The organism is Paraburkholderia yinzeri, from assembly GCF_046581065.1.
Taxonomy (GTDB): domain Bacteria; phylum Pseudomonadota; class Gammaproteobacteria; order Burkholderiales; family Burkholderiaceae; genus Paraburkholderia.
This window is the reverse complement of sequence record NZ_JBFOCJ010000001.1, coordinates 3,114,711-3,134,369: the sequence shown is the minus strand read 5'-3', so window position 1 is coordinate 3,134,369 and position 19,659 is coordinate 3,114,711. Positions and strand designations below refer to the sequence as shown.

The 19,659-nt window shown below is 66.5% G+C and carries 16 protein-coding genes and 1 pseudogene; 7 read left to right on the top strand and 10 right to left on the bottom strand.

Annotated elements, in window-relative coordinates:
- Positions 1-144: 144 nt before the first annotated feature.
- Positions 145-552: a GreA/GreB family elongation factor gene (locus WJ542_RS14955; RefSeq protein WP_411189988.1), complete on the bottom strand. Its 408-nt coding sequence runs from the start codon at positions 550-552 to the stop codon at positions 145-147.
- Between the two features lie 335 nt (positions 553-887).
- Between WJ542_RS14955 and WJ542_RS14950 the strand changes: the two genes are divergently transcribed.
- Positions 888-1,856 (top strand): EamA family transporter, encoded by a 969-nt coding sequence (locus WJ542_RS14950; RefSeq protein ID WP_411189987.1) that lies wholly within the window; start codon positions 888-890, stop codon positions 1,854-1,856.
- Positions 1,857-1,907: 51 nt separating this feature from the next.
- Here the strand turns inward: WJ542_RS14950 and WJ542_RS14945 are convergent, their stop codons facing one another.
- The 4 genes and pseudogenes from WJ542_RS14945 to WJ542_RS14930 form a co-directional block, all read right to left on the bottom strand.
- Positions 1,908-2,045, bottom strand: coding sequence for an entericidin A/B family lipoprotein (locus WJ542_RS14945; protein WP_411189986.1), 138 nt, complete (start codon positions 2,043-2,045; stop codon positions 1,908-1,910).
- A gap of 113 nt (positions 2,046-2,158) precedes the next feature.
- Complete coding sequence (locus WJ542_RS14940; protein WP_411189985.1) at positions 2,159-3,355, bottom strand: MFS transporter; 1,197 nt, start codon at positions 3,353-3,355, stop codon at positions 2,159-2,161.
- Between the two features lie 227 nt (positions 3,356-3,582).
- Positions 3,583-4,389 (bottom strand): annotated as a pseudogene (locus WJ542_RS14935) (phosphodiesterase); the annotation flags it as partial.
- 75 nt (positions 4,390-4,464) lie between these two features.
- Positions 4,465-5,547, bottom strand: a complete 1,083-nt coding sequence (locus WJ542_RS14930) for a substrate-binding domain-containing protein (protein ID WP_411189983.1) — start codon at positions 5,545-5,547, stop codon at positions 4,465-4,467.
- A 635-nt stretch (positions 5,548-6,182) separates the two neighbouring features.
- Here WJ542_RS14930 and WJ542_RS14925 point away from each other — a divergent pair.
- A complete protein-coding gene (locus WJ542_RS14925) occupies positions 6,183-6,566 on the top strand; it encodes a hypothetical protein (RefSeq protein ID WP_411189982.1) in 384 nt (127 codons plus the stop codon).
- A gap of 306 nt (positions 6,567-6,872) precedes the next feature.
- On the opposite strand, the gene WJ542_RS14920 is transcribed toward WJ542_RS14925, so the two are convergent.
- Entirely contained in the window at positions 6,873-7,145 is a 273-nt protein-coding gene (locus WJ542_RS14920) for a hypothetical protein (RefSeq protein ID WP_411189981.1), read from the bottom strand.
- 644 nt (positions 7,146-7,789) lie between these two features.
- Positions 7,790-8,038 carry a hypothetical protein gene (locus WJ542_RS14915; protein ID WP_411189980.1) on the bottom strand — a complete coding sequence of 83 codons (249 nt, stop codon included), beginning with the start codon at positions 8,036-8,038 and terminating at the stop codon, positions 7,790-7,792.
- A 644-nt stretch (positions 8,039-8,682) separates the two neighbouring features.
- Here WJ542_RS14915 and WJ542_RS14910 point away from each other — a divergent pair.
- The 4 genes from WJ542_RS14910 to WJ542_RS14895 all read left to right on the top strand — a co-directional run bounded on the left by WJ542_RS14910 (position 8,683) and on the right by WJ542_RS14895 (position 11,519).
- Positions 8,683-8,877, top strand: coding sequence for a hypothetical protein (locus WJ542_RS14910; RefSeq protein WP_411189979.1), 195 nt, complete (start codon positions 8,683-8,685; stop codon positions 8,875-8,877).
- 329 nt (positions 8,878-9,206) lie between these two features.
- Positions 9,207-10,607 (top strand): FAD-containing oxidoreductase, encoded by a 1,401-nt coding sequence (locus WJ542_RS14905; protein WP_411189978.1) that lies wholly within the window; start codon positions 9,207-9,209, stop codon positions 10,605-10,607.
- Positions 10,604-10,966, top strand: a complete 363-nt coding sequence (locus tag WJ542_RS14900; protein WP_411189977.1) for a cupin domain-containing protein — start codon at positions 10,604-10,606, stop codon at positions 10,964-10,966. Before WJ542_RS14905 ends, WJ542_RS14900 begins: the two co-directional genes overlap by 4 nt.
- Before the next feature lie 76 nt (positions 10,967-11,042).
- On the top strand, positions 11,043-11,519 hold the full coding sequence (locus tag WJ542_RS14895) for a metallophosphoesterase family protein (RefSeq protein ID WP_411189976.1): 477 nt from the start codon (positions 11,043-11,045) through the stop codon (positions 11,517-11,519).
- On the opposite strand, the gene proP is transcribed toward WJ542_RS14895, so the two are convergent.
- The 3 genes from proP to argA form a co-directional block, all read right to left on the bottom strand.
- A complete protein-coding gene (gene proP, locus WJ542_RS14890; RefSeq protein WP_411189975.1) occupies positions 11,520-12,989 on the bottom strand; it encodes a glycine betaine/L-proline transporter ProP in 1,470 nt (489 codons plus the stop codon).
- A gap of 574 nt (positions 12,990-13,563) precedes the next feature.
- Entirely contained in the window at positions 13,564-13,839 is a 276-nt protein-coding gene (locus WJ542_RS14885; protein ID WP_411189974.1) for an oxidative damage protection protein, read from the bottom strand.
- Between the two features lie 38 nt (positions 13,840-13,877).
- Positions 13,878-15,269, bottom strand: a complete 1,392-nt coding sequence (argA, locus tag WJ542_RS14880; protein WP_411189973.1) for an amino-acid N-acetyltransferase — start codon at positions 15,267-15,269, stop codon at positions 13,878-13,880.
- Positions 15,270-15,292: 23 nt separating this feature from the next.
- Between argA and hrpA the strand changes: the two genes are divergently transcribed.
- Positions 15,293-19,588 (top strand): ATP-dependent RNA helicase HrpA, encoded by a 4,296-nt coding sequence (hrpA, locus tag WJ542_RS14875; RefSeq protein WP_411189972.1) that lies wholly within the window; start codon positions 15,293-15,295, stop codon positions 19,586-19,588.
- Positions 19,589-19,659: the final 71 nt, after the last annotated feature.

Genomic DNA, 19,659 nt, shown 5'->3' with positions numbered 1-19,659 from the left:
ACCCCCGCGTAAGCAGGCCAAACAATACACCGCGCTGCGACGATCTGGCAAGTGTCCGGCGCCGCAATTCGCGGTATAGCGGCACGAGGCGCTACGCGCGAAATGAATGAAGCGGCGAATCGTAAAGTAGATGACAGCGGGGGATTACAGCGTGAAATCGTCCGATGCTTCGGGCTGGTAAAGGATGCGGTCGATCTTCAGCGTTTGCTGTGCGCCGCTGGGGGGCGTGAAACGTACGGTGTCGCCGCGTTTCAGGCCAAGCAACGCGAGACCGGCGGGCGAGAACACGTTCAGGCGCCCGGAGTCGACGTCCGCGCCCTTGGGATAAACGAGGGTCCAGATGAGCATTTCGCCGGACTGCTCGTTCCTGAGCGTGACCTGGGAGTTCATCGTGACGACGGTGGCGGCGATGTCTTTCGGCGCGACGACTTCGGCGCGCTCCAGCAGTTCGTCGAGCATGACATGGCGTGCCGGCGCGGCGCCCGGTTCCGCGGCGCATTTTTCGAGGCGGGCGACGTCGAGTTCGGTCAGGTAACGGATTTTCCGGGTCATGGCGATTTTCTTTGCGATCCTTGGGAGTGGGGGATCGAAAGGAAAAAGAAAGGATTGGCCATGTTAGCACAGGCGCTACTGCCTTCTGCCTCGACCCATGCGATAGCCAGCGAGCATAAAACGTTTCGCGCATGACCCTGGCCGGCCGGCTTGCTGCATAATTCGGGGCGCCCGGCTTACGGTTACCCAACCGTCGCCGCCGCACCTGCCTGCCGCCGGGCTGCGGGCCGCGCACTACCGTTTCTTCGCCACTCCATCATGCCGTCGAGCTCCACCCGCCCCGCAGCGCGCCTGCGAGGCTCCAAGGTGTGCGCGTCGCGTTCTTCCGCGACGCCATGACTATGCCTCCCCGTTCGCCTTCACGGCCTCTGCAGTTCGCCGCCGGTGCGGCCAGTGCATTTTGGCGGCTCTGCCGCTCGGTGCGCTTGCCGCAATCGCGCGGCGGCCGCGTCGCGCTTTCGCTGGCCGTCGTCTATTTCGTGTGGGGTTCGACCTACCTTGCCGTGCACGTGGCGCTCGGCTCGTTTCCGCCGCTGCTGCTTTCGGGCCTGCGCAACCTGCTGGCGGGCATCGGGCTCTTCGTGTTCGCCATGCGTCGTCGTCCCGTCATGCCGACGCTCATGGAGGTCCGCAATGCCGGCATCGTCGGGACGACGCTCGTGGGGCTGTCGAGCGGCATGCTCGCGTACGGCATGCGCACCGTGGGCACCGGCACGGCAGCCGTGATGGTCGCCACGGTCCCGCTTTTTGCGACGATCATTGCGGCGGCCACCGGCCGGCACGTCGCGAGGGCAGAGTGGCTGGCCGTCGCGCTGGGTCTCGCCGGCATCGGCATCCTGAGCCACGGCGGCGGGGCTTCGGGCACCGCCGGCGGCTGTCTCGCGATTCTGGCCGGCGCGCTGTTCTGGGCGATCGGCGCGCATCTGGCCGGGCGGCTCAAGCTGCCTTCGGATCTGTTCCTCGCCACAGCCCTGCAGATCGGGCTGGGCGGCGCGATTTCGACGCTCATCGCGTGGATCAGCGGCGAACGCATGATGCCGCTGCATTTCCTGCCGGCCGTGGCGTTCGTCTATCTCATGCTGATCGGCACGATGGCAGCCTATGTCGCCTACGGCTATCTGATTCGCCATACCAGTCCGCTCGTCGCGAGCAGTTGCATGTACGTGAATCCCGTCGTGGCCGTTGCCCTGGGCGCGTTGCTGCTGGGCGAGCCCGTGACGGTCGGCACGATCGTGGCGACCGTGCTGATACTCGGCAGCGTGGGACTCTCGTTCGTGTTCGACGACCGGCGCCGCGGCGCTTGACAGAGACTGGCGACGGGCGTCGGTGCGGTCGTGCGGCGGATTCCGCGTGCGTTACTTCGCCTGTTCGGCGCTATTCGTGATGGCGTGGCCGCCCGCGGACATATCCTCACCCGCGCCCGCAACGGTATTGCATGCGGCAAGCGCCCCAACCGAAGCGGCAACGAGCACCAGGGCAATCAAGCGTTTCATGAGCGATCTCCACCGTAGTCAAGAGATTGCCTGATCAGCACGTAGCGTGCCCGGGCATTTTTGCCAGTTTCGCGGGTCCGTCGCGCAAGGGCGCCGGACCCGCCGCGGGCGCTTTACGCGGCGCGCGGACGCGTGCTGGCGTGAATCCAGCCGGCCAGCGCGGTAAACGCGAGCCCGGCCACGCACACGCCGATCCAGCCGAACGCGTGCCAGGTGGCCGCGCCCACGGCGGAGCCGGTTGCGCCGCCGATGAAATAAGCAACCATGTAGACGGTGTTGACGCGGCTGCGCGCTTCGGGCCTCAGTGCGTAGATGCGCGACTGGTTCGAGATCTGCGCGGCCTGCACGCCAATGTCGAGCACCACCACGCCGATCACGAGCCCGACGAGGCTCTTGCCCGAAAACGCGAAGATCACGAATGCGAGCGCGATGAGCGCGATCGACAGCGTGATGACGGCGCGCGGTCCGCGCCGGTCCGCCGACCGGCCCGCCCAGGGCGCGGCCATGGCGCCCGCCGCGCCGACGACGCCGAAGAGGCCCGCCACCTGCGGCCCGAGGTGAAACGGCGCACCCGCCAACAGCAGGGTGAGCACCGGCCAGAACAAACTGAACGCGCCGAACAGGCATGCGCCCGTCAGGGCCGCTTCGCGCAGCCCGCGCAATTCGAGTGTGAGGTGCCACATCGAGGCGAGGAGCCGTCCGTAGCCGAGCCGGGAGGTGGGCTGACTGCGCGGCAGCTTGAGTACGATCACGACGGCCAGCGCGAGCAGCGCGACGATCGAAGCGCCGAACACGGCACGCCAGCCGAAGTACTGGCCGACGAAGCCTGCGGCCGTACGCGCGAGCAGGATGCCGAGCAGCAGTCCGCTCATGACGGTGCCGACGGCATGGCCGCGCCCTTCGGGGGGCGCGAGTTCGGCGGCGAAGGGCACGGCCTGCTGCGCGATGGTCGCGAGCACGCCGATCGCGAGACTTGCGCCGATCAGCACGCCGAGCGTGGGGGCCGTGGCTGCGAAGAAGAGCGCGACGCATACGCCGGCGATCTTCAGCAGGATCAGGAGCCGGCGGTCGTAGCGGTCGCCGAGCGGGGCGAGCAGCAGCATCCCGGCGGCATAGCCGAGCTGGGTTGCGGAGGGCACGGCGCCAATCCAGGCCGCGCCCGAGGGGAACGACTTGCGGAAGTCGTCGAGGAGCGGCTGGTTGTAGTAGATGTTCGCGACCGAGACGCCGGCAATGGTCGCGAGCAGGAGCAGCAGGCCGCGCAGCGACTGGCTATCGGCTGCGGTGGTGGTGGAGTCGGGTGTGGACATGGGCAGGAGCGGGCGGTGCCCGGCAAGACGCAAAAGCAACGGCGGACGGCATTCGAGGGTGCCGATCATACCGGAGCATGTCGGATCGTGCTGACGCCCGACCGGACGCACGGGTGCGGGGCGGCCCGCTCCGGACGGCTGAAGTGTCAGGCGACGTGGTTGCCCGAGGGGCCGGGCAGCGGGCTGAGAACCGGGCTGAGAACCGGGCTGAAAAGCGGCCCCGGAACCGGCTCCTTGAACGGATAAGGCCCGTCCGATTCGTCGACGTACACGTGATGCGTGACGAGTCCGCTGTGCGGGTCGTAGCGATGCAGCGCGAACGCGGGCGGCTCGAGCGTGAAGCTCGACGGCGCACCGGGCGCGAGGTCGAGCGTGACCTGATGCGCCGGCGAGGGGATGGCCGAAGCGATGGTGCCGCCAAAGCGCACGAACATCGAGCGGTGCACGTGGCCGCACATGACGCGTTCCACGTTCGGGTGCTGCGCGACGAGCGCTTCGAGCGCCACGGCCGCCTGCGGATCGAGGCGGATCGCATCCATATGGTCGACGCCGCTGTCGAACGGCGGGTGATGGAGCGCGACGATCACTGGTTGTCCGCGCGCGGCGTCGAGCTGTTGCGCGAGCCATGCCAGCCGCGCCGCGCACAGCGTGCCCGCGCTCTGGCCCGGCTGCAGGGAGTCGAGCGCGAGCAGACGCAGTGGCCCAATCTCGACGGCATAGTGCACGAACGGGCCGCCTGCGCGCAGTTCGGCGCGCTCGGGAAAAACCTCGCGCAGCGCCTCGCGCGTGTCGTGATTACCGATCAGCAGCCAGTACGGCATGTCGAGCGTTGCCAGCAGCGACTTGAGGTGCCGGTACTCGGCGGCCGAGCCCTGGTCCACGAGGTCGCCGGTGACGACCGCGGCGTCCGGGCGCGGCACGAGGGCGTTCAGCCGCGCGATGGTCCGCGCAAGGCGTGCGGCGGTATCGACGCGCTGGTACGCGAGCGCGCCCGGTTGCTTGACGTGCAGGTCGCTGATCTGGGCGAGCAGCATGGGAGCCTCTCGATGGGAGTGACGGGTGGTGGCGAAGCTTATGTTACGCGAGCGGGCGGGGCCCCGGTGGTGGCGTCACGGGAGTTCGAATTCGCCGTCTTCGTGCGATACCCGTGCGAGGTGTGCGGCATGGGCGACATCGGCGAGGGGCGCGCTGGCGATGGCGGCGATCGTGTCGCCCTCGCGCAGCGTGTGCGGCAGCACGAGCCGAGGCGCCGCGCCCGCGCACTCGCCGCCGATGTACGCCATCAACTGCTGCCATGCCATACGGCCGATCTCGCGATTCGGCGTACCGATGCTCGCGAGCGGCGGTACGAGCAGCGCGCCGGTCGCGAGGCCGTCGAAGCCGAGAATCGACATGTCCTGCGGCACACGCACCCGCGCGCGGCGCAAGCCGCGCATCACGACCATCGCGAGCAGGTCGTTGCTGCAGAAGAGGGCGGTGGGACGCTGCGAGCCGTTCGTGAGATGCGCGAGCACGGCGGGCGGGAGTTCGTCGGTTGTGAGGTCGATTTCGAGCACGGGTTCCGGGATGAGGCCCGCCTGCCGCATGGCGAGCACGTAGCCTGCGTGACGCTGGCGGGCGCGGTCCGAGGCCGGGGGCGTGGCCGTCAGCATCAGGATGCGGCGGTGCCCGTGCGCGATCAGCATGCGCACGCCGTCGTTGGCTGCTTCGCGGTTATCGACCGAAACCGCGGGGTGGCGCTGCGTGTCGTTGTGCATGAGCACGTAGGGCGGGCCGTCTGCGTCGAGCTCGTCGAGAAGCGAATGAGCGTCCGCATCGGCCACAGTGAGGATCAGGCCTTCTACTCGTTGTGCCCGCAACATATCAACCGCGCGGCGCTCGCGCTCGCGGTCATACTGCGTGGTCGTGAGCATGAGCCGGAAGCCCTCCGCCGCGGCCAGTTCGTCGATGCCTTGCAGGCATTCGGCGAAGACGGGATGGGCGAGCGTCGGCAGCACCACGCCGACGAGCCGCGTGCGCTCGCCGCGGAGCTGGCGGCCGAGCGAACTTGGGCGGAACCGCAGAGTGTCGACGGCCTCGCGCACTTTCGCGAGCGTGACCGGGTTGACCGTATGTGGCGCGTTGATCGCTCGGGAAACGGTGGCGATCGAGAAACCGGCGTGTGCGGCGACATCCTTGATGGTTGGCGTCATGCTGGCGGCCCCGAACGTTGTAAACGTTTTCGACGAGCCGATTATGGAAAGCACGTGTGACCGCGCGATGACCTGGCGCGCTTGGGGAGGGGGCGGGGCAATGGTAGAATCCCGTCCGCCCTTGCCGGGGTGATGAAATTGGTAAACATAGCGGACTTAAAGAGAGATTGAGTGCCCGGCCGGAAACGACCGGTGCAGAACCCCTCAAATTCGGCGAACCCCCTGGGCCACGTGTGCGGCGCCGAGGCAACGCCGAGCCAAGCCCGCTGCTGCGCGACGTGCGGCAGCGTGGAAGGTGTAGAGACTAGACGGGGGGCGCCTGGGGCTTCGCGCGGCGTGTAACGCGGCGTGTCGCTACGGCGAAGGCATAGTCCAGCGCACGAACGCGCGCCCCGACCTGGCGTGCGGCGTCGAAAGACGTGGTGTGACGAAAATCCGCCGCCTCACGGCTTGCCGGTTCGAGTCCGGTCCCCGGCACCATCCGTTGTCCGGATGTCTACGAGATTGTCCGAAAGCCCCAGCGCGGTTGTCGACCCGCTGGGGCTTTTGTCTTGCGTGGGGCCCGGGTTCGCCTCGGGTCGCGCCGTTCACTTCCCGTTGACTGCCACGAAAAGCAGGGGCATAACGGGACATCCTTGGAGCAGGTCATGAAATCCAGTGTTTCGATGAAAGTGTTGGCGGTCGCGGTGCTCGGGGTCGCTCTGCTTTTCTGGCTCAAATATCGCGCCTCGTGGCTCGATTCCGGCAACGTCTCGATCAAGGTCGGAAGCACCTATGCGATATCGTCGGTGATTCTGGCGTGCCCTACCGGTGCTCAGGGCGCCGCGCCTTCCGCCGGCAATCCGGGTGCTTCGGCGGTCCAGAGCCCCGGGGCGTGCCTGACGTTGCAGCCCGGTACGCGCATCAAGGTTCTGCGTATCGACGCCGCAGACAATGGCGCGAGAGCTGTCGTCTTCAACCTGCCCGACGCGCCGGCGCAAGGCGAGCTTTGGTCTACGGATGCGCCTGTCGCGAAATAACGCCCGGTCGCGCCGTGATCCTCGCGAGGGTGAGTGGCGTTTAGGATCAGCCCGTCAACGGCTGCCGATCTGTCCGGTGCGCGGATTGATCAGCCTGGCGAAGCCGAACAGGGCCACGATACCGAACGGGCATGCTATGAAGAATGCGATCAACATGATCCGACCCAGGCAAAGACGTAACAAAATGTTTCGTCAGTGTAGTCCGACCATGCGAATTGGGTACTGGGGAGAACGACAACAAACTATTCCGCTGAAGCGGGAAATGGGCCGCGGCAGGCGCAGCCAGCGGACTTCCTGCGTGTTTCCTCAGATGCAGTCGAATACTACCTCTACGGTTTGCGGCGTCACGCCGCGTAACCCTTCGCTGTGTATCTCCACAGTGTGCAGTTCCTGACGACGCTTGCGGCAATAGGCTTGCGCCTCCTTGAGGCCGGCGTTCCGGACGCGGTTCCAGGAGACCATGTCCCAGCGAGCGCGGCTTGTGACCGTCAGATGCCCATCCTGTCTTGAATTTACGTCGGTGACCGACGTGCATGCCGCCAGCATACTAAGCCCTGCCCACAGGATGCTTCTCTTCATGAATTCCCCCGGATACCGGTGCATTGTCGCTGCCTCCCGGCGGCATTGGCAACCGGAAAGAACGCCGGGGGATGTACTGCAGCAAGGAGCGGCGCAGGTTTGCGCCTCGCTTGGACCTAACCCGGCGTGGCCGATTCCTTGACGGTCGCGGAGGCCACGGTCTCGTACGGCACCGTCACCGAAGTCCGACCACGCAATGCGGGCTACGCCTCGATTAACGCGCGCACCTGCGCTTCGATTCGCGCCTGTTCCGCGGCTGGCAGCGCGGCGAGGAAGCTCGTCTCGACTTCACACGCGCGGGGATGACGTCCTCCGGCGAGCCGGTGTGCCCGACCGGGAAGTGTTGCTCGTGCGGCGGCTCGAATCCGGCAAACGGGAAAGCCCCGCGCCATTGGCCGGTGTAGTAGCGCGGTGTCGGGGGGGGGTAATCGGGGCGGCCGCGAACGTAGTGGTCGGCGGCGGTAAGCGGTAGGAGAGTAGCCTTCGGTAGCGGTTCGATGAACGGTGCGCGAGCATAGCCCCATGGGTATCGGCCAGACACCCAAAAGCAGCCGGCACCGCTGCCGGCTAGCGAAACGACAGGACCATCCTGCCCGTCGTGGCGCGAAGCGCCACGCAAGGCGACTCGTCAGGCTGGGCGGAGCTTAGTCGTGGGCGACGTGGTCGCCGACCTGGCCCTGACCGGACACGAGGCAGTTCGACATGAAGTTTTCGCCCTGGCTGCGCGCGCCCAGTTCGGTGAAGCCGCGCGCCAGTGCCTCGGCCTTCACGAGCAGGGAGCCTTGCGCGCAGGTGAGCGAACTACCGCCGTGCGCCTCTACGCGGGTGATGACCCGGTTCGCGACGAGAAGTGCAAGGATGATGACGACGCCGACATTGAACGCTTGTCTCATGATTTCGTCTCCTTTAGCGAACAGACTAGCTCACACGCGGGGCGCGTGAATCCAGGAGTTTCCCGGCGATGCAGCGCAGCACATGCGGCGCGAAAAAGGCTCGTTAAATGCGTACTGCGTAATGGTTCGTTAACCTGAGCATACGGAGTCCAGTGCATAGCGCCTTTACTGGTGCGGCGCTGCGCGGTGTGGCCGCGACGCGAGACATCGCATTGCATCGCAGCAATGCCGCGTCGCGTCACATGGGACGTCTGCAAACGACTGTAGCTTTGTTGTGCTGAATCAGCGAGGAGAAAAAGCGCGACAGATCGACACGGCTGCTGGGGGACGCATTCGGCACTGTTTTTCGAGGGGTTCGATAGTGTGTTGGCACTGTCACCAGCGTTCGGAGTACTGGCGAATTTCGGACCTTGGTGCGTGGTCCTGAGCAGTGAGCTTGCCTGCCGCTACAACTTGCGCCGGGCGCCAGGCTATGGCGCCGATAGTCGCAATGTCATGCCAGCACCCTGCGTCGATTATTCGCCTGTGGCGACAAGTGACTTCACTTCTGAGCTATTTATCGGCAGGGGCGGGATTCCTAAAATGGCATTCATCGAAATGCCATAGCGTTCCGCGGGAAGCGATGGCGAGCAGCAGGAGCCATCATGAAATCCTTCATCGAACGACAGTTTTATCAACCTGTGTGGGTCCTGCCCATGGTGGACCTCATGCAGATGATGGTTGCGGTCGACTTCAATCTCAGCCAGGTCGGGTTGCTGGTCGCCACGCGGGGGGGGCGCGTCGCGTTGCAGCGCTCGCGCGAACTGATTGCGTGTTCCCAGGGCGAGTGCGTTCACTGAATCTGCGGGTTTCCAGAACGAAACATCGAAGACACCTTAACAGGCCGCCATACATCGCCTGCACCGATCCCCCGACGCGCGGCAGCATTGCCCGTTTGCTGCTGTGACGTCACCTTCCGAGCCTTTTCGCGTTGCGAGACGGCTCTTTTTTTTCCCGATTTCCGATGCGCAACGGCGCGCCCTCGCTGGGGAATATCGTGCAGACCCGTTCGCACAGCTTCGCCGCGATGCCGGCGTAATATGGCGCGAGAAGTTGAGCAGCGGCACGAAGCGCGGATGGCGCAGCGCCGGAAAGCCGCGATTTCGCGCGGTCACGAAGGAGAGGCGGCATGGCACAACGATTCGATGCGATCGTGATCGGCACCGGGCAGAGCGGCCCGCCTCTCGCGGTGCGGCTCGGCAAGCATGGACGCAGGACGGCTGTGATCGAGCGCGCGGCGTTCGGCGGAACCTGTGTGAACGTGGGCTGCACACCGACCAAGGCTTATGTCGCATGCGCACGCGCCGCCCATGTCGCGCGTCACGCGGCGGCATACGGCGTGCATGTGGATGGCGCGAGGCAACCGGGTGACGTGCGCGTCGATCTCGCGTTCGTGAAGGCGCGCAAGGACGGCATCATTGGTGCGTCGCGCAACGGTGTCGAGCAATGGCTGCGCAAGGCGCCCAACGTGACGGTGTTGCAGGGCCATGCCCGCTTCGTCGGGCCGCATGCGGTGCGCATCGAAGGGGCGGGCGGGCAGACGGAGGAGTTGGAGGCTCCGGAGATTTTCATCAATACCGGCACGCGCGCGCTGATTCCCTCGATTCCGGGCGTCGATCGTATCCGTTACGAAACGAACTCCACGATCCTCGCGCTGGACACGCTGCCGTCGCACCTGGCGATTGTGGGCGCCAGCTACATAGCGCTCGAATTCGCGCAGATTTTCCGGCGTTTCGGCAGCCGGGTCACGGTGCTCGTGCGCGGCGCGCGGGTGCTTTCGCGCGAGGACGACGATGTGGCGCGCGCGGTGCAGGACGTGCTGGCAAGGGAAGGCGTGGAATTTCGCTTCGGCGCCGAACCGCGCAGCGTCGCGCCGCTCGACGGCGGCGGTGTGCGCATCGCGCTCGACGCGGGCACGCTCGACGTCTCGCATCTGCTGTGCGCCACGGGGCGCATCCCGAACACCGACGACCTCGGCCTCGACGCCGCCGGCATCGTGCGCGACAGACACGGCCTGATTCCGGTGGACGGGCAGTTGCGCACGAATGTCGAGGGCGTTTGGGCGCTCGGCGACGTGAATGGACGCGGCGCGTTTACGCACACCTCGTACGACGATTTCCAGATCGTCGCCGCCAACCTGCTGGACGGCGCAAGCCGCAGCGCCGACACGCGCATTCCGGCCTACGCTGTATTTGTCGATCCGCCGCTGGCGCGCGTGGGGCTCAGCGAGCGCGAAGTGCGCGAGCGCAACCGGCCGGCGCTGATCGCGACCATGCCGATGTCGCGAGTCGGCCGCGCTCGCGAGCGCGGAGAAACGGACGGCTTCATGAAGGTGCTCGTGGACGCGCAGACGAAGCGCATAGTGGGCGCGTCGATCGTCGGCATCGAGAGCGACGAAGCGATCCATACCTTCATCGACACGATGACCGCCGACGCGCCTTACACGACGCTGCGGTTCGCGATGCACGTGCATCCGACCGTGAGCGAGCTGGTGCCCACGCTGCTGGACGGCTTGAGGCCGCTGTCATGAGCGTGATGCCCGGCGGCGCGTTCGGCAACGTATTCGCCGGTATCGACCGTGCAGCCGGCGCCGAATGTGTCGAGCAACTGGTCGCGCAACGAGGTGTCGTGATCGAGAGAATCGTTTCGACAGGGCAGGTGAGTCCCGCGGGATTCTGGTACGACGATCCACGCGACGAATGGGTGGTGTTGCTGGCCGGCGCCGCCGCGTTGCAGTTCGAGTCGGAGAGCGGCGCGAGACGGCCGCTGCTGCCCGGCGACTACGTGCACATTCCGGCGCATTGCCGGCACCGGGTGGCGTGGACCGACAAGTCGGCGCAGACCATCTGGATCGCTGTCTATTTCGGCTCGGAGGGCGAGGCGGCCTGATGGCGTTACAGGCCCGGCGCCGTCGGCGATAATCGCGCGTGTGTCCACCCGCTTCGTCTTTTCGCCCGAACCTCGCATGTCTTCACGAATTCCGCTTCGCGTCGCCCTGGTTTCCGATACGCACAATCTGGTGCGCCCGGAGTTGCTGCGCTTCGTCGAGGGCTGCGACGCGATCGTTCATGCAGGCGACATCTGCGATCAGGCGGTTCTCGATGCGCTCGCCGCGCTCGCGCCGCTGACCGTCGTACGCGGCAACAACGATCGTGGCGCATGGGCGGAGTCGCTGCCGGTGCAAACCACGCTCGAGATCGGTGGCATGAAGATCGCGGTCGTGCACGAGTTGCCCGATTTCCGCGGCGATCCGGTGCAGGAGGGGATTGCGCTCGTGGTGAGCGGTCATTCCCACAAGCCGTCGTGCGAGACGCGTGACGGTGTGCTCTACGTGAATCCCGGCAGTGCGGGGCCGCGGCGGTTCAGGTTGCCCGTGACGGCGGCGATGTTGATGACAGGAAACCCGGGTGGCCCGAGCGTCGAGCACACCCATCTGATCTGATCAGACCCGCACCGCGGCGGCGGGGTATTGCTCCTCTTCCTCCAGTTCGCGGGCGAGGCGCACGCCGCGCAGCACCGCGTGCGCTTCCGCCCTGGTGCCCACGCTCGGCGCCGATCCCGGCAGCGGCCGGCGTGCGGTTTCGTGCAGCGCGAGCACGGCGACGATGCCGATCACGGCCGCGCCCATCAGATAGTAGGCGGGCATCATCAGGTTGTGGGTGCTGTCCACGAGCCAGGCGGCGACGAGCGGCGTGGTCCCGCCGAACAGCGACACCGACACATTGAAGCCGATGGCGAGCGCGCCGTAGCGGATCGGCGTGGGGAACAGCGCGGGCAGCGCCGAAGGCATCACGCCCGTAAAGCACGACAGCAGCGTGCCGAGGATCAGGAGTCCGCAGAATACGGGGAGCACCGCCGCGGTCTGGATCAGCATGAGCGCGGGAATCGAGAGCGCGATGAGTCCGACGCACCCCGCGAGCATCACCGGCTTGCGGCCGATCGCGTCGGAGAGGCGGCCGGCTGCGAGCGTCATCGGCATCATCAGCACCATCACGATCAGCACGAGGGAGAGGCCCCAGGTCTCGCTGAAGTGCAGTGTCGCGGAGAGATAGCTCGGCAGATACGAGAGCGCCATGTAGTCGGTCACGTTGAAGATCAGCACGAGGCCCACGCACAGCAGGAGGGGGCGCAGATGCTGTTTCAGCAGCGAAGCCAGCGTCATCTTCTGGCGCGCTTTTTCGTCGGCTTCGCGGGCCTCGGCCTCGCGCTTGAACGCCGGCGTTTCTTCCAGCTTCAGGCGGATATAAAGGCCCACGAGCCCGAGCGGCCCCGCGATCAGGAACGGGATGCGCCAGCCCCAGTCGAGGAGCGCCTCGTGCGAGAGCGTTGCGGTGAGCAGCGCCACCGTGCCCGCGCCGCACACATAGCCGATCAGCGTGCCGAATTCGAGGAAGCTGCCCATGAAGCCGCGGCGCTTGTCGGTGGCGAATTCGGCGATGAAGGTGGCTGCGCCGCCATACTCGCCGCCCGTCGAGAAGCCCTGCACGAGACGCGCGGCGAGCAGCAGCACGGGCGCCGCGATGCCGATGGACCCGTACGAGGGGATCAGGCCGATCGCGAAGGTGCCGCAGGCCATCAGGATCATCGTCATCGCGAGCACGCGCTGGCGGCCGATGCGGTCGCCGAGGGGGCCGAATACCATGCCGCCGATCGGCCGCACGAGGAACGCGGCCGCGAACGTGCCGAAGGTCGCGATGAGCTGGGCCGAAGGGCTGCTCGACGGGAAGAACACCTGGCCGAGCGTCACGGCAATGTAGCTGTACACGCCGAAGTCGAACCATTCCATGGCGTTACCGAGTGCCATGGCGCCCACGGCGCGTTTGAGAAGAGTCTTATCGACGATGGTGATGTCGTCGAGCTGAAGTTCGGACGAGGCTGCTGATCCGGAGGTGGAAGCGGTCACGGTGGGCATCTCCAATGACTGCGGGGACCGCACGAGCGGTCCGCCACGGTTTTGCCGGGAGAGTGCGGTTTCGCGAAAGGGCATGCCTTCCCGCGAACCCGGTTACGGCGCGACGGGGACAGGCGTGCCGATGCGTCGCGAAACGACACTCGGGCGAATTGTGCGTAAGCGTTGCACCTGCGTGGCCTGGCATGGGGGGCAGGGTGCATGAGGACGCTGGACGGGCACGGGCGTGCCTGTGAAGCGCTGCTGAAACGAAAAAGAACGGCCGCGCGGCGGTCCGGTCTTTTTGTATGAAAACATTCAATTCGCTCGCGCAAGGTGCGCGTTAAATTGAACGCAATTGATGGCTAAAGCCTGTTGAACGAAGCGACATGATAGCACGATGACGGAAGATCGTGCAAACGGCCTTGGCCTTGCGGGGCCGGCGGGGCGCCGCAGGCCCCGTGTGGCGGGGGATTGCGCCGATTTCGCGGGACGGCTGGAATTCGGTAAATACATAAAAAAATCCGCGCACGCGGCGCGGATTTTTTACGCTTTGCGGTCGCCCGTGAGGGAGGCCGCGAGGTGCCGCAGAAGCCAATCAGCCCTCGGTCGGCGGCACGTAGCCGGACGCCTGGTCGGCGCCTTCGCCGAAGAAGAACTTTTCGGTCTGCTTCATGAGGTACTGGCGCGCGCGCGGGTCGGCCATGTTCAGGCGGTTTTCGTTGATCAGCATGGTCTGCTGCTTCAGCCAGGCCTGCCAGGCCTCTTTCGAAACGCTTTCGTAGATGCGCTTGCCGAGTTCGCCCGGCAGCGGGGGGAAGTCGAGACCTTCGGCTTCCTTGCCGAGCTTCGCGCATTGGATCATACGGGCCATGCTGTGCTTCTCCTGTAGTCGTATGGGGGCGGCGGCGCTCAGAGCTGCTTCATCAGCACGAGCGATTTGCGCTGCCAGTTATAGAGTCGGCGGCGGTCTTCGGGCAGGTCGTCGACCGTGGCCTTGACGAAGCCGCGCTTGAGGAACCAGTGCTCGGTACGGGTCGTCAGCACGAAGATGCGCGTGAGGCCGCGCGCGCGGGCACGCTGCTCGATCCGGCGCAGCAGGCGTTCGCCGTCGCCGGAACCCTGCGCTTCGGGCGCGACGGTCAGGCAGGCCATTTCGCCGATGCGCTCCTGCGGATACGCATAGAGCGCGGCGCAGCCGAACAGCACGCCATCGTGCTCGATCACCGAGAAGTGGTCGATGTCGCGCTCGATCTGGTGGCGGCCGCGCCGCACGAGCGTGCCGTCCGTCTCGAGCGGCTCGATCAGCGTGAGGATGCCGCCGACGTCGTCGGGCGTCGCCTCGCGCAGGCTCTCCAGGTTCTCGTACGAGATCATGGTGCCCACGCCGTCGTGGAGGAACAGTTCGAGCAGCAAGCTGCCGTCGAGCGCGTAAGGCAGGATGTGCGCGCGGCCCACGCCGCCGCGGCAGGCGCGGATCGAGTGCTTCAGGTAGAACCCCGCGTCGCCGAGCACGGTGCCGCCTTCGTGCAGCTTGTAGGCGTCGTCGAGCGACATTTCGCGGATCAGCTCGCCTTCCTCGTCGGCGAGGCCCGGCGTTTCGGTGAGGAAAATGATCTTGTCGGCGCGCAGCGCGATCGCCGCCGCCGAGGCCACGTCCTCCATCGAGAGGTTGAACGCCTCGCCCGTCGGCGAGAAGCCGAGCGGCGACAGCAGCACGAGCTTGCGGCTCGCGAGCGAATGGCGGATCGAGTCGGCGTCGATCTTGCGCACGACGCCCGTGTGCTGGAAGTCCACGCCGTCCAGGATGCCGACCGGGCGCGCGGTCACGAAATTGCCCGAGACGACGCTGATGTGCGCGTGCGCCATCGGCGTGTTCGGCAGACCCTGGCTGATCGCGGCCTCGATGTCGAGACGCACTTCGCCGGCCGCTTCCTTCGCGGACTCGAGCGCGCGGGCATTCGTGATGCGCATGCCGTGCGAGAACTCGGACTCCACGCCGTGCAGGCTCATCTGCTCTTCGACCTGCGGTCGCGAGCCGTGCACGAGCACGATCTGGATGCCCATGGCCTGCAGTAGCGCAATGTCGGCCGCGAGCGCGTTGAGCAGATTCTGGTGCACGACCTCGCCGCCGAAGCCGACGACGAACGTCTTGCCCTGGAAGGCGTGGATGTAGGGCGCGACCGATCGCATCCAGTCGACGAACTGCGCGTGCTGTGCCACTTCCTGCGAAGCGGAATCTGCAGCCGCGATGGAAGTCGGCGAGCCTGCGGGCGTGGGGACGAGGTCGGTTTGGGAATTCATGCCCGGGATTATAATGCGCCCCCATGTCGAATGTACCCAAAAGACCTGCGTCGGAGCAGGGCAGCAACACGCGCGGCGAGTCCGGCGCGGCGCATGGCGGCGCGCCGGAAAAAAGCGCTGCGCAAAAGTATGGCGACGCGCAGAAACCGGCGTCGGCGGAACGGCTTGCGGCGCTCGTGAGCGGTGGCGCCCGCGCGCAGGACAAGCGTGGGCAACAGGTGCCGCAAACGCCGCACGCGGCGAAGGAAGAGCAGGCTGCCGCGCCCGCGCCCGGCGCGCGAAATCCCGAACGCGCTGTGCGCGCGAGCGACGAACGCAAGGAGCGCGGGGAGCGTCCCGCGCGCCGCGTGATCGAGCCCAATCCGGTTCCCCCGATAACCTTCCCCGAAGCGCTGCCCGTTTCCGGCCGCCGCGAGGAAATCGCGCGCGCGATCGCCGGCCACCAGGTCGTGATCGTGAGCGGCGAAACCGGGTCGGGCAAGACCACGCAGTTGCCGAAAATCGCGCTTGCGCTGGGGCGCGGCCTCGGTGCGGGCGGCACGGGTTTGATTGGCCACACGCAGCCGCGCCGGATCGCGGCTTCCGCCACGGGGCGGCGCATTGCCGAAGAGCTCGGCACGCCGTTCGGCCAAGTCGTGGGCTACAAGGTGCGTTTCACGGACAACCTCTCGCCGGGCGCGTCGGTCAAGCTCATGACCGACGGCATTCTGCTTGCCGAAACGCAGACCGATCCGCTGCTGAAGGCCTACGACACGATCATCATCGACGAGGCGCACGAGCGCAGCCTCAACATCGATTTCCTGCTCGGCTATCTGAAGGAGATCCTGCCGCGCCGGCCCGACCTCAAGCTGATCGTGACCTCCGCGACGATCGACGCGGACCGCTTCGCGCGCCACTTCGGCAGCGACGAGAAGCCCGCGCCGGTGATCGAGGTGAGCGGGCGTCTGTATCCGGTGGAGGTGCGCTATCGCCCGGTGCAGGAAGACAGCCCCGCGGTGAAGGTGGCGCAGGGGACGACGGGCCGCGAGAAAGGAAAGTCGCAGCGGGATGCCGATCGCGACCTGATGGACGCCATCGTCGATGCGGTAGACGAGCTGTGTCGCGAAGGTCCGGGCGACGTGCTCGTGTTCCTGCCCGGCGAGCGCGAGATTCGCGACGCCGCGGAGGCGCTGCGCAAGCACCATCCGCCGCACACGGAAATCCTGCCGCTCTTCGCGCGGCTTTCCGCGCAGGAGCAGGAACGCGTGTTCAAGTCGTCGAACGCGCGCCGCATCGTGCTCGCCACCAACGTGGCGGAGACCTCGCTCACGGTGCCGGGCATTCGCTACGTGGTCGACACGGGGCTGGCGCGCGTGAAACGCTACTCGTACCGCAACAAGGTCGAGCAACTGCAGATCGAGTCGATTTCGCAGGCCGCGGCGAACCAGCGCGCGGGCCGCTGCGGCCGCGTCGCGGACGGGGTCTGCATTCGCCTCTACGAGGAGCAGGATTTCCTGTCGCGGCCGAAATTTTCCGATCCGGAAATTTTGCGTTCGTCGCTTGCGGCCGTGATTCTGCGCATGAAGTCGCTGCACCTCACGGCGATCGAAACGTTCCCGTTCATCGAGCCGCCGCCGGGCCGCGCCATCGCGGACGGCTATCAACTGCTCAACGAACTGGGCGCCGTGGACGACGACAACGCGCTCACGCCGCTGGGCCGCGAACTCTCGCGTCTGCCGCTCGATCCGCGCGTGGGCCGCATGATCCTCGGCGCGCGCGACGAGCAGTCGCTGCGCGAGGTGCTCATCATCGCGAGCGCGCTTTCGGTACAGGACCCGCGCGACCGCCCGATCGAGGCGCAGGAGCAGGCCGACCAGGCGCACCGGCGCTTTGCCGACGAGCGCTCGGAATTCCTCCAGTGGCTCAAGATCTGGGCCTGGTTCGAGGAGGCGGTCGCGCACAAGAAGTCGAACAAGCAGCTCGTCGATTCGTGCCGGGCGAACTTCCTCTCGCATCTGCGGCTGCGCGAATGGCGCGACGTCCACTCGCAGTTGCTCACGGTCGTGCGCGAGCATGGCTGGCGGCTGAACGAATCGGAGGCGACGTACGAGCAGATTCATCACGCACTGCTTACGGGCCTGCTCGGCAACATCGGCCTGAAAGCGGACGACGATCCGCATTACCTCGGCGCGCGCGGCATCAAGTTCCATCTGTGGCCCGGCTCGGCCCTCGTGAAGAAGGCCGGCCGCTGGGTCGTGGCGGCCGAACTCGTCGAGACGAGCCGCCTTTACGCGCGCTGCATCGCGAAGATCGAGCCGGAATGGCTGGAGAAGGTCGGCGCGCATCTGTTGAAGAAGTCGCTTTCCGAGCCGCATTGGGAAAAGCGTGCCGCGCAGGTGAGCGCGTTCGAGCGCGGCGTGCTTTACGGTTTGCCGGTTTATCAACGCCGCCGCGTGGCGTTCGGCAGGCAGGATCCGGCGCGCGCACGCGAACTCTTCATTCGCGGCGCGCTCGTGGAGGGCGAGTTCGACACGAAGCTCGCGTTCTTCGCGCACAACCGCAAGCTGCTTGCAGACATCGAACAGCTCGAGCACAAATCGCGCCGCCAGGATGTGCTCGTGGACGACGAATTGATCTACGCGTTCTACGATCAAGCGCTTCCCGACGGGATCTATTCGGGCGCGTCGTTCGAGCGCTGGTATCGCGACGAGGTGAAGAAGAGCGGACAGCCCGAGGACAAGCTGCGCCTCCTGTACCTCTCGCGCGACGACCTGATGCGCCACGAGGCAGCGGGCGTCACGACCGAACTGTTTCCGAAGCGCATGACGATGTCGGGCGTCGCGATGATGCTCACCTATCACTTCGAGCCGGGCTCGCCGCGCGACGGCGTGACGTTAGCGGTGCCGCTCTACGCGCTCAACCAGGTCGACGCGCGGCGCTGCGAATGGCTCGTGCCGGGCATGGTCAAGGAGAAGGCGCAGTTGCTGCTCAAGTCGCTGCCGCAGAAGCTGCGCCGCCACTGCGTGCCGCTGCCCGAATACGCGGCCGGCTTCGCCGGGCGGATGGGCGGCGAGCGCTTCGGCGCGGGCGGGCTGCTCGAGGCGCTGATTGCCGACGTGCGCGAGCAGACCCAGGTCGCGATGAAGTCGTCCGACTTCAAGCTCGAGACGCTACCCGCGCACCTGTTCATGAACTTCAAGGTGATCGACGAGCACGGACGCCAGCTCGCCATGGGGCGCAATCTTGCGCAACTGCGTGCGGAGCTGGGCGCCCAGGCGCAGCAGCAGTTCCAGAAGCTGGCCAGCGCGACGGCGCTGGCGGCGCTCGAAACGCGTGGTCAAAGTGGCCCAGGTGGCGCGGACGGGCAGGGCGGTGGCACGGAACCGCAGGCGGCCAAAGCAGCCGGCGCCGGTATGGTGCCGCGCAAAGGCAATGCGCCGCAGACGCCCCATATGCTGCCCGCCGCCGAAGGATCGCCTGCCACGGCGCTCTACGAGAATCTCACCACCTGGAATTTCGGTAAGCTGCCCGAGCTGCTTGAGATCCGTCGCAGCGGGCAGACGCTATTCGGTTATCCGGCGCTCGTGGACCGCGGAACGCACTGCGACGTGGAAGTGTTCGATTCGCCCGAAGAAGCGGCGCGCATTCATCGCGCGGGATTGCGGCGCCTGTTCGCGCTGCAGTTGCGCGAGCCGGTGCGCTACCTCGAGAAGAACCTGCCGGGTCTGCGCGAAATGGCGATGCATTTCATGGCGCGCGCCACGCAGGAGGAGTTGCGCGACCAACTGGTGGAGCTGGCGCTCGACCGCGCCTGTCTGCAGGACCCGCTCCCCGACGACGACACGAGCTTCCACGTGCGCCGCGACGAAGGGCGCGGGCGGCTCTCGCTGCTCGCGCAGGAGATCGCGCGGCTCGTGGGCCAGATCCTTGCCGAATATGCGACGGTGGGGAAGAAGCTCGTGCAGGCGAAGGCGTTCGGTCCGGCCGCAGTCGACATGCAGGCTCAGCTCGATGCGCTGATCGGCAAGCGGTTCGTCGTCGACACGCCGTACGCGCAACTCGTGCATTTTCCGCGCTACCTGAAGGGCATTGCGCTGCGCATCGACAAGCTGCGTGCCGACGCCTCCCGGGACGCCCGCCTCGCCGCCGAACTGCTGCCCCTGCAGCAGCAGTATCAGCGCGCGCTGTCGCAGCGCGGCGGCGTATTCGATCCCCGGCTCGGCGAATTCCGCTGGCTGCTGGAAGAGCTGCGCATCTCGCTATTCGCCCAGGAGTTGCGTACGCCGATGCCGGTATCGATCAAGCGCCTGCACAAGGTCTGGGAATCGATGCAGCGTTAGGGGGAGGTTGCGGCAGGCGGGGTGCAGGCGGTCCACCGGCCCCTTCCCGGCAATGAATGACGCGGGAGGCG

Coding starts and splice junctions, on each gene's coding strand:
- WJ542_RS14945 (WP_411189986.1), bottom strand. CDS start 2,045: ATGAAACGCTTGATTGCCCTGGTGCTCGTTGCCGCTTCGGTTGGGGCG.
- WJ542_RS14940 (WP_411189985.1), bottom strand. CDS start 3,355: ATGTCCACACCCGACTCCACCACCACCGCAGCCGATAGCCAGTCGCTG.
- WJ542_RS14895 (WP_411189976.1), top strand. CDS start 11,043: ATGTCTTCACGAATTCCGCTTCGCGTCGCCCTGGTTTCCGATACGCAC.
- WJ542_RS14900 (WP_411189977.1), top strand. CDS start 10,604: ATGAGCGTGATGCCCGGCGGCGCGTTCGGCAACGTATTCGCCGGTATC.
- WJ542_RS14915 (WP_411189980.1), bottom strand. CDS start 8,038: ATGAGACAAGCGTTCAATGTCGGCGTCGTCATCATCCTTGCACTTCTC.
- hrpA (WP_411189972.1), top strand. CDS start 15,293: ATGTCGAATGTACCCAAAAGACCTGCGTCGGAGCAGGGCAGCAACACG.
- WJ542_RS14950 (WP_411189987.1), top strand. CDS start 888: ATGACTATGCCTCCCCGTTCGCCTTCACGGCCTCTGCAGTTCGCCGCC.
- WJ542_RS14955 (WP_411189988.1), bottom strand. CDS start 552: ATGACCCGGAAAATCCGTTACCTGACCGAACTCGACGTCGCCCGCCTC.
- WJ542_RS14885 (WP_411189974.1), bottom strand. CDS start 13,839: ATGGCCCGTATGATCCAATGCGCGAAGCTCGGCAAGGAAGCCGAAGGT.
- WJ542_RS14930 (WP_411189983.1), bottom strand. CDS start 5,547: ATGACGCCAACCATCAAGGATGTCGCCGCACACGCCGGTTTCTCGATC.
- argA (WP_411189973.1), bottom strand. CDS start 15,269: ATGAATTCCCAAACCGACCTCGTCCCCACGCCCGCAGGCTCGCCGACT.
- WJ542_RS14905 (WP_411189978.1), top strand. CDS start 9,207: ATGGCACAACGATTCGATGCGATCGTGATCGGCACCGGGCAGAGCGGC.
- proP (WP_411189975.1), bottom strand. CDS start 12,989: ATGCCCACCGTGACCGCTTCCACCTCCGGATCAGCAGCCTCGTCCGAA.
- WJ542_RS14910 (WP_411189979.1), top strand. CDS start 8,683: ATGAAATCCTTCATCGAACGACAGTTTTATCAACCTGTGTGGGTCCTG.
- WJ542_RS14920 (WP_411189981.1), bottom strand. CDS start 7,145: ATGAAGAGAAGCATCCTGTGGGCAGGGCTTAGTATGCTGGCGGCATGC.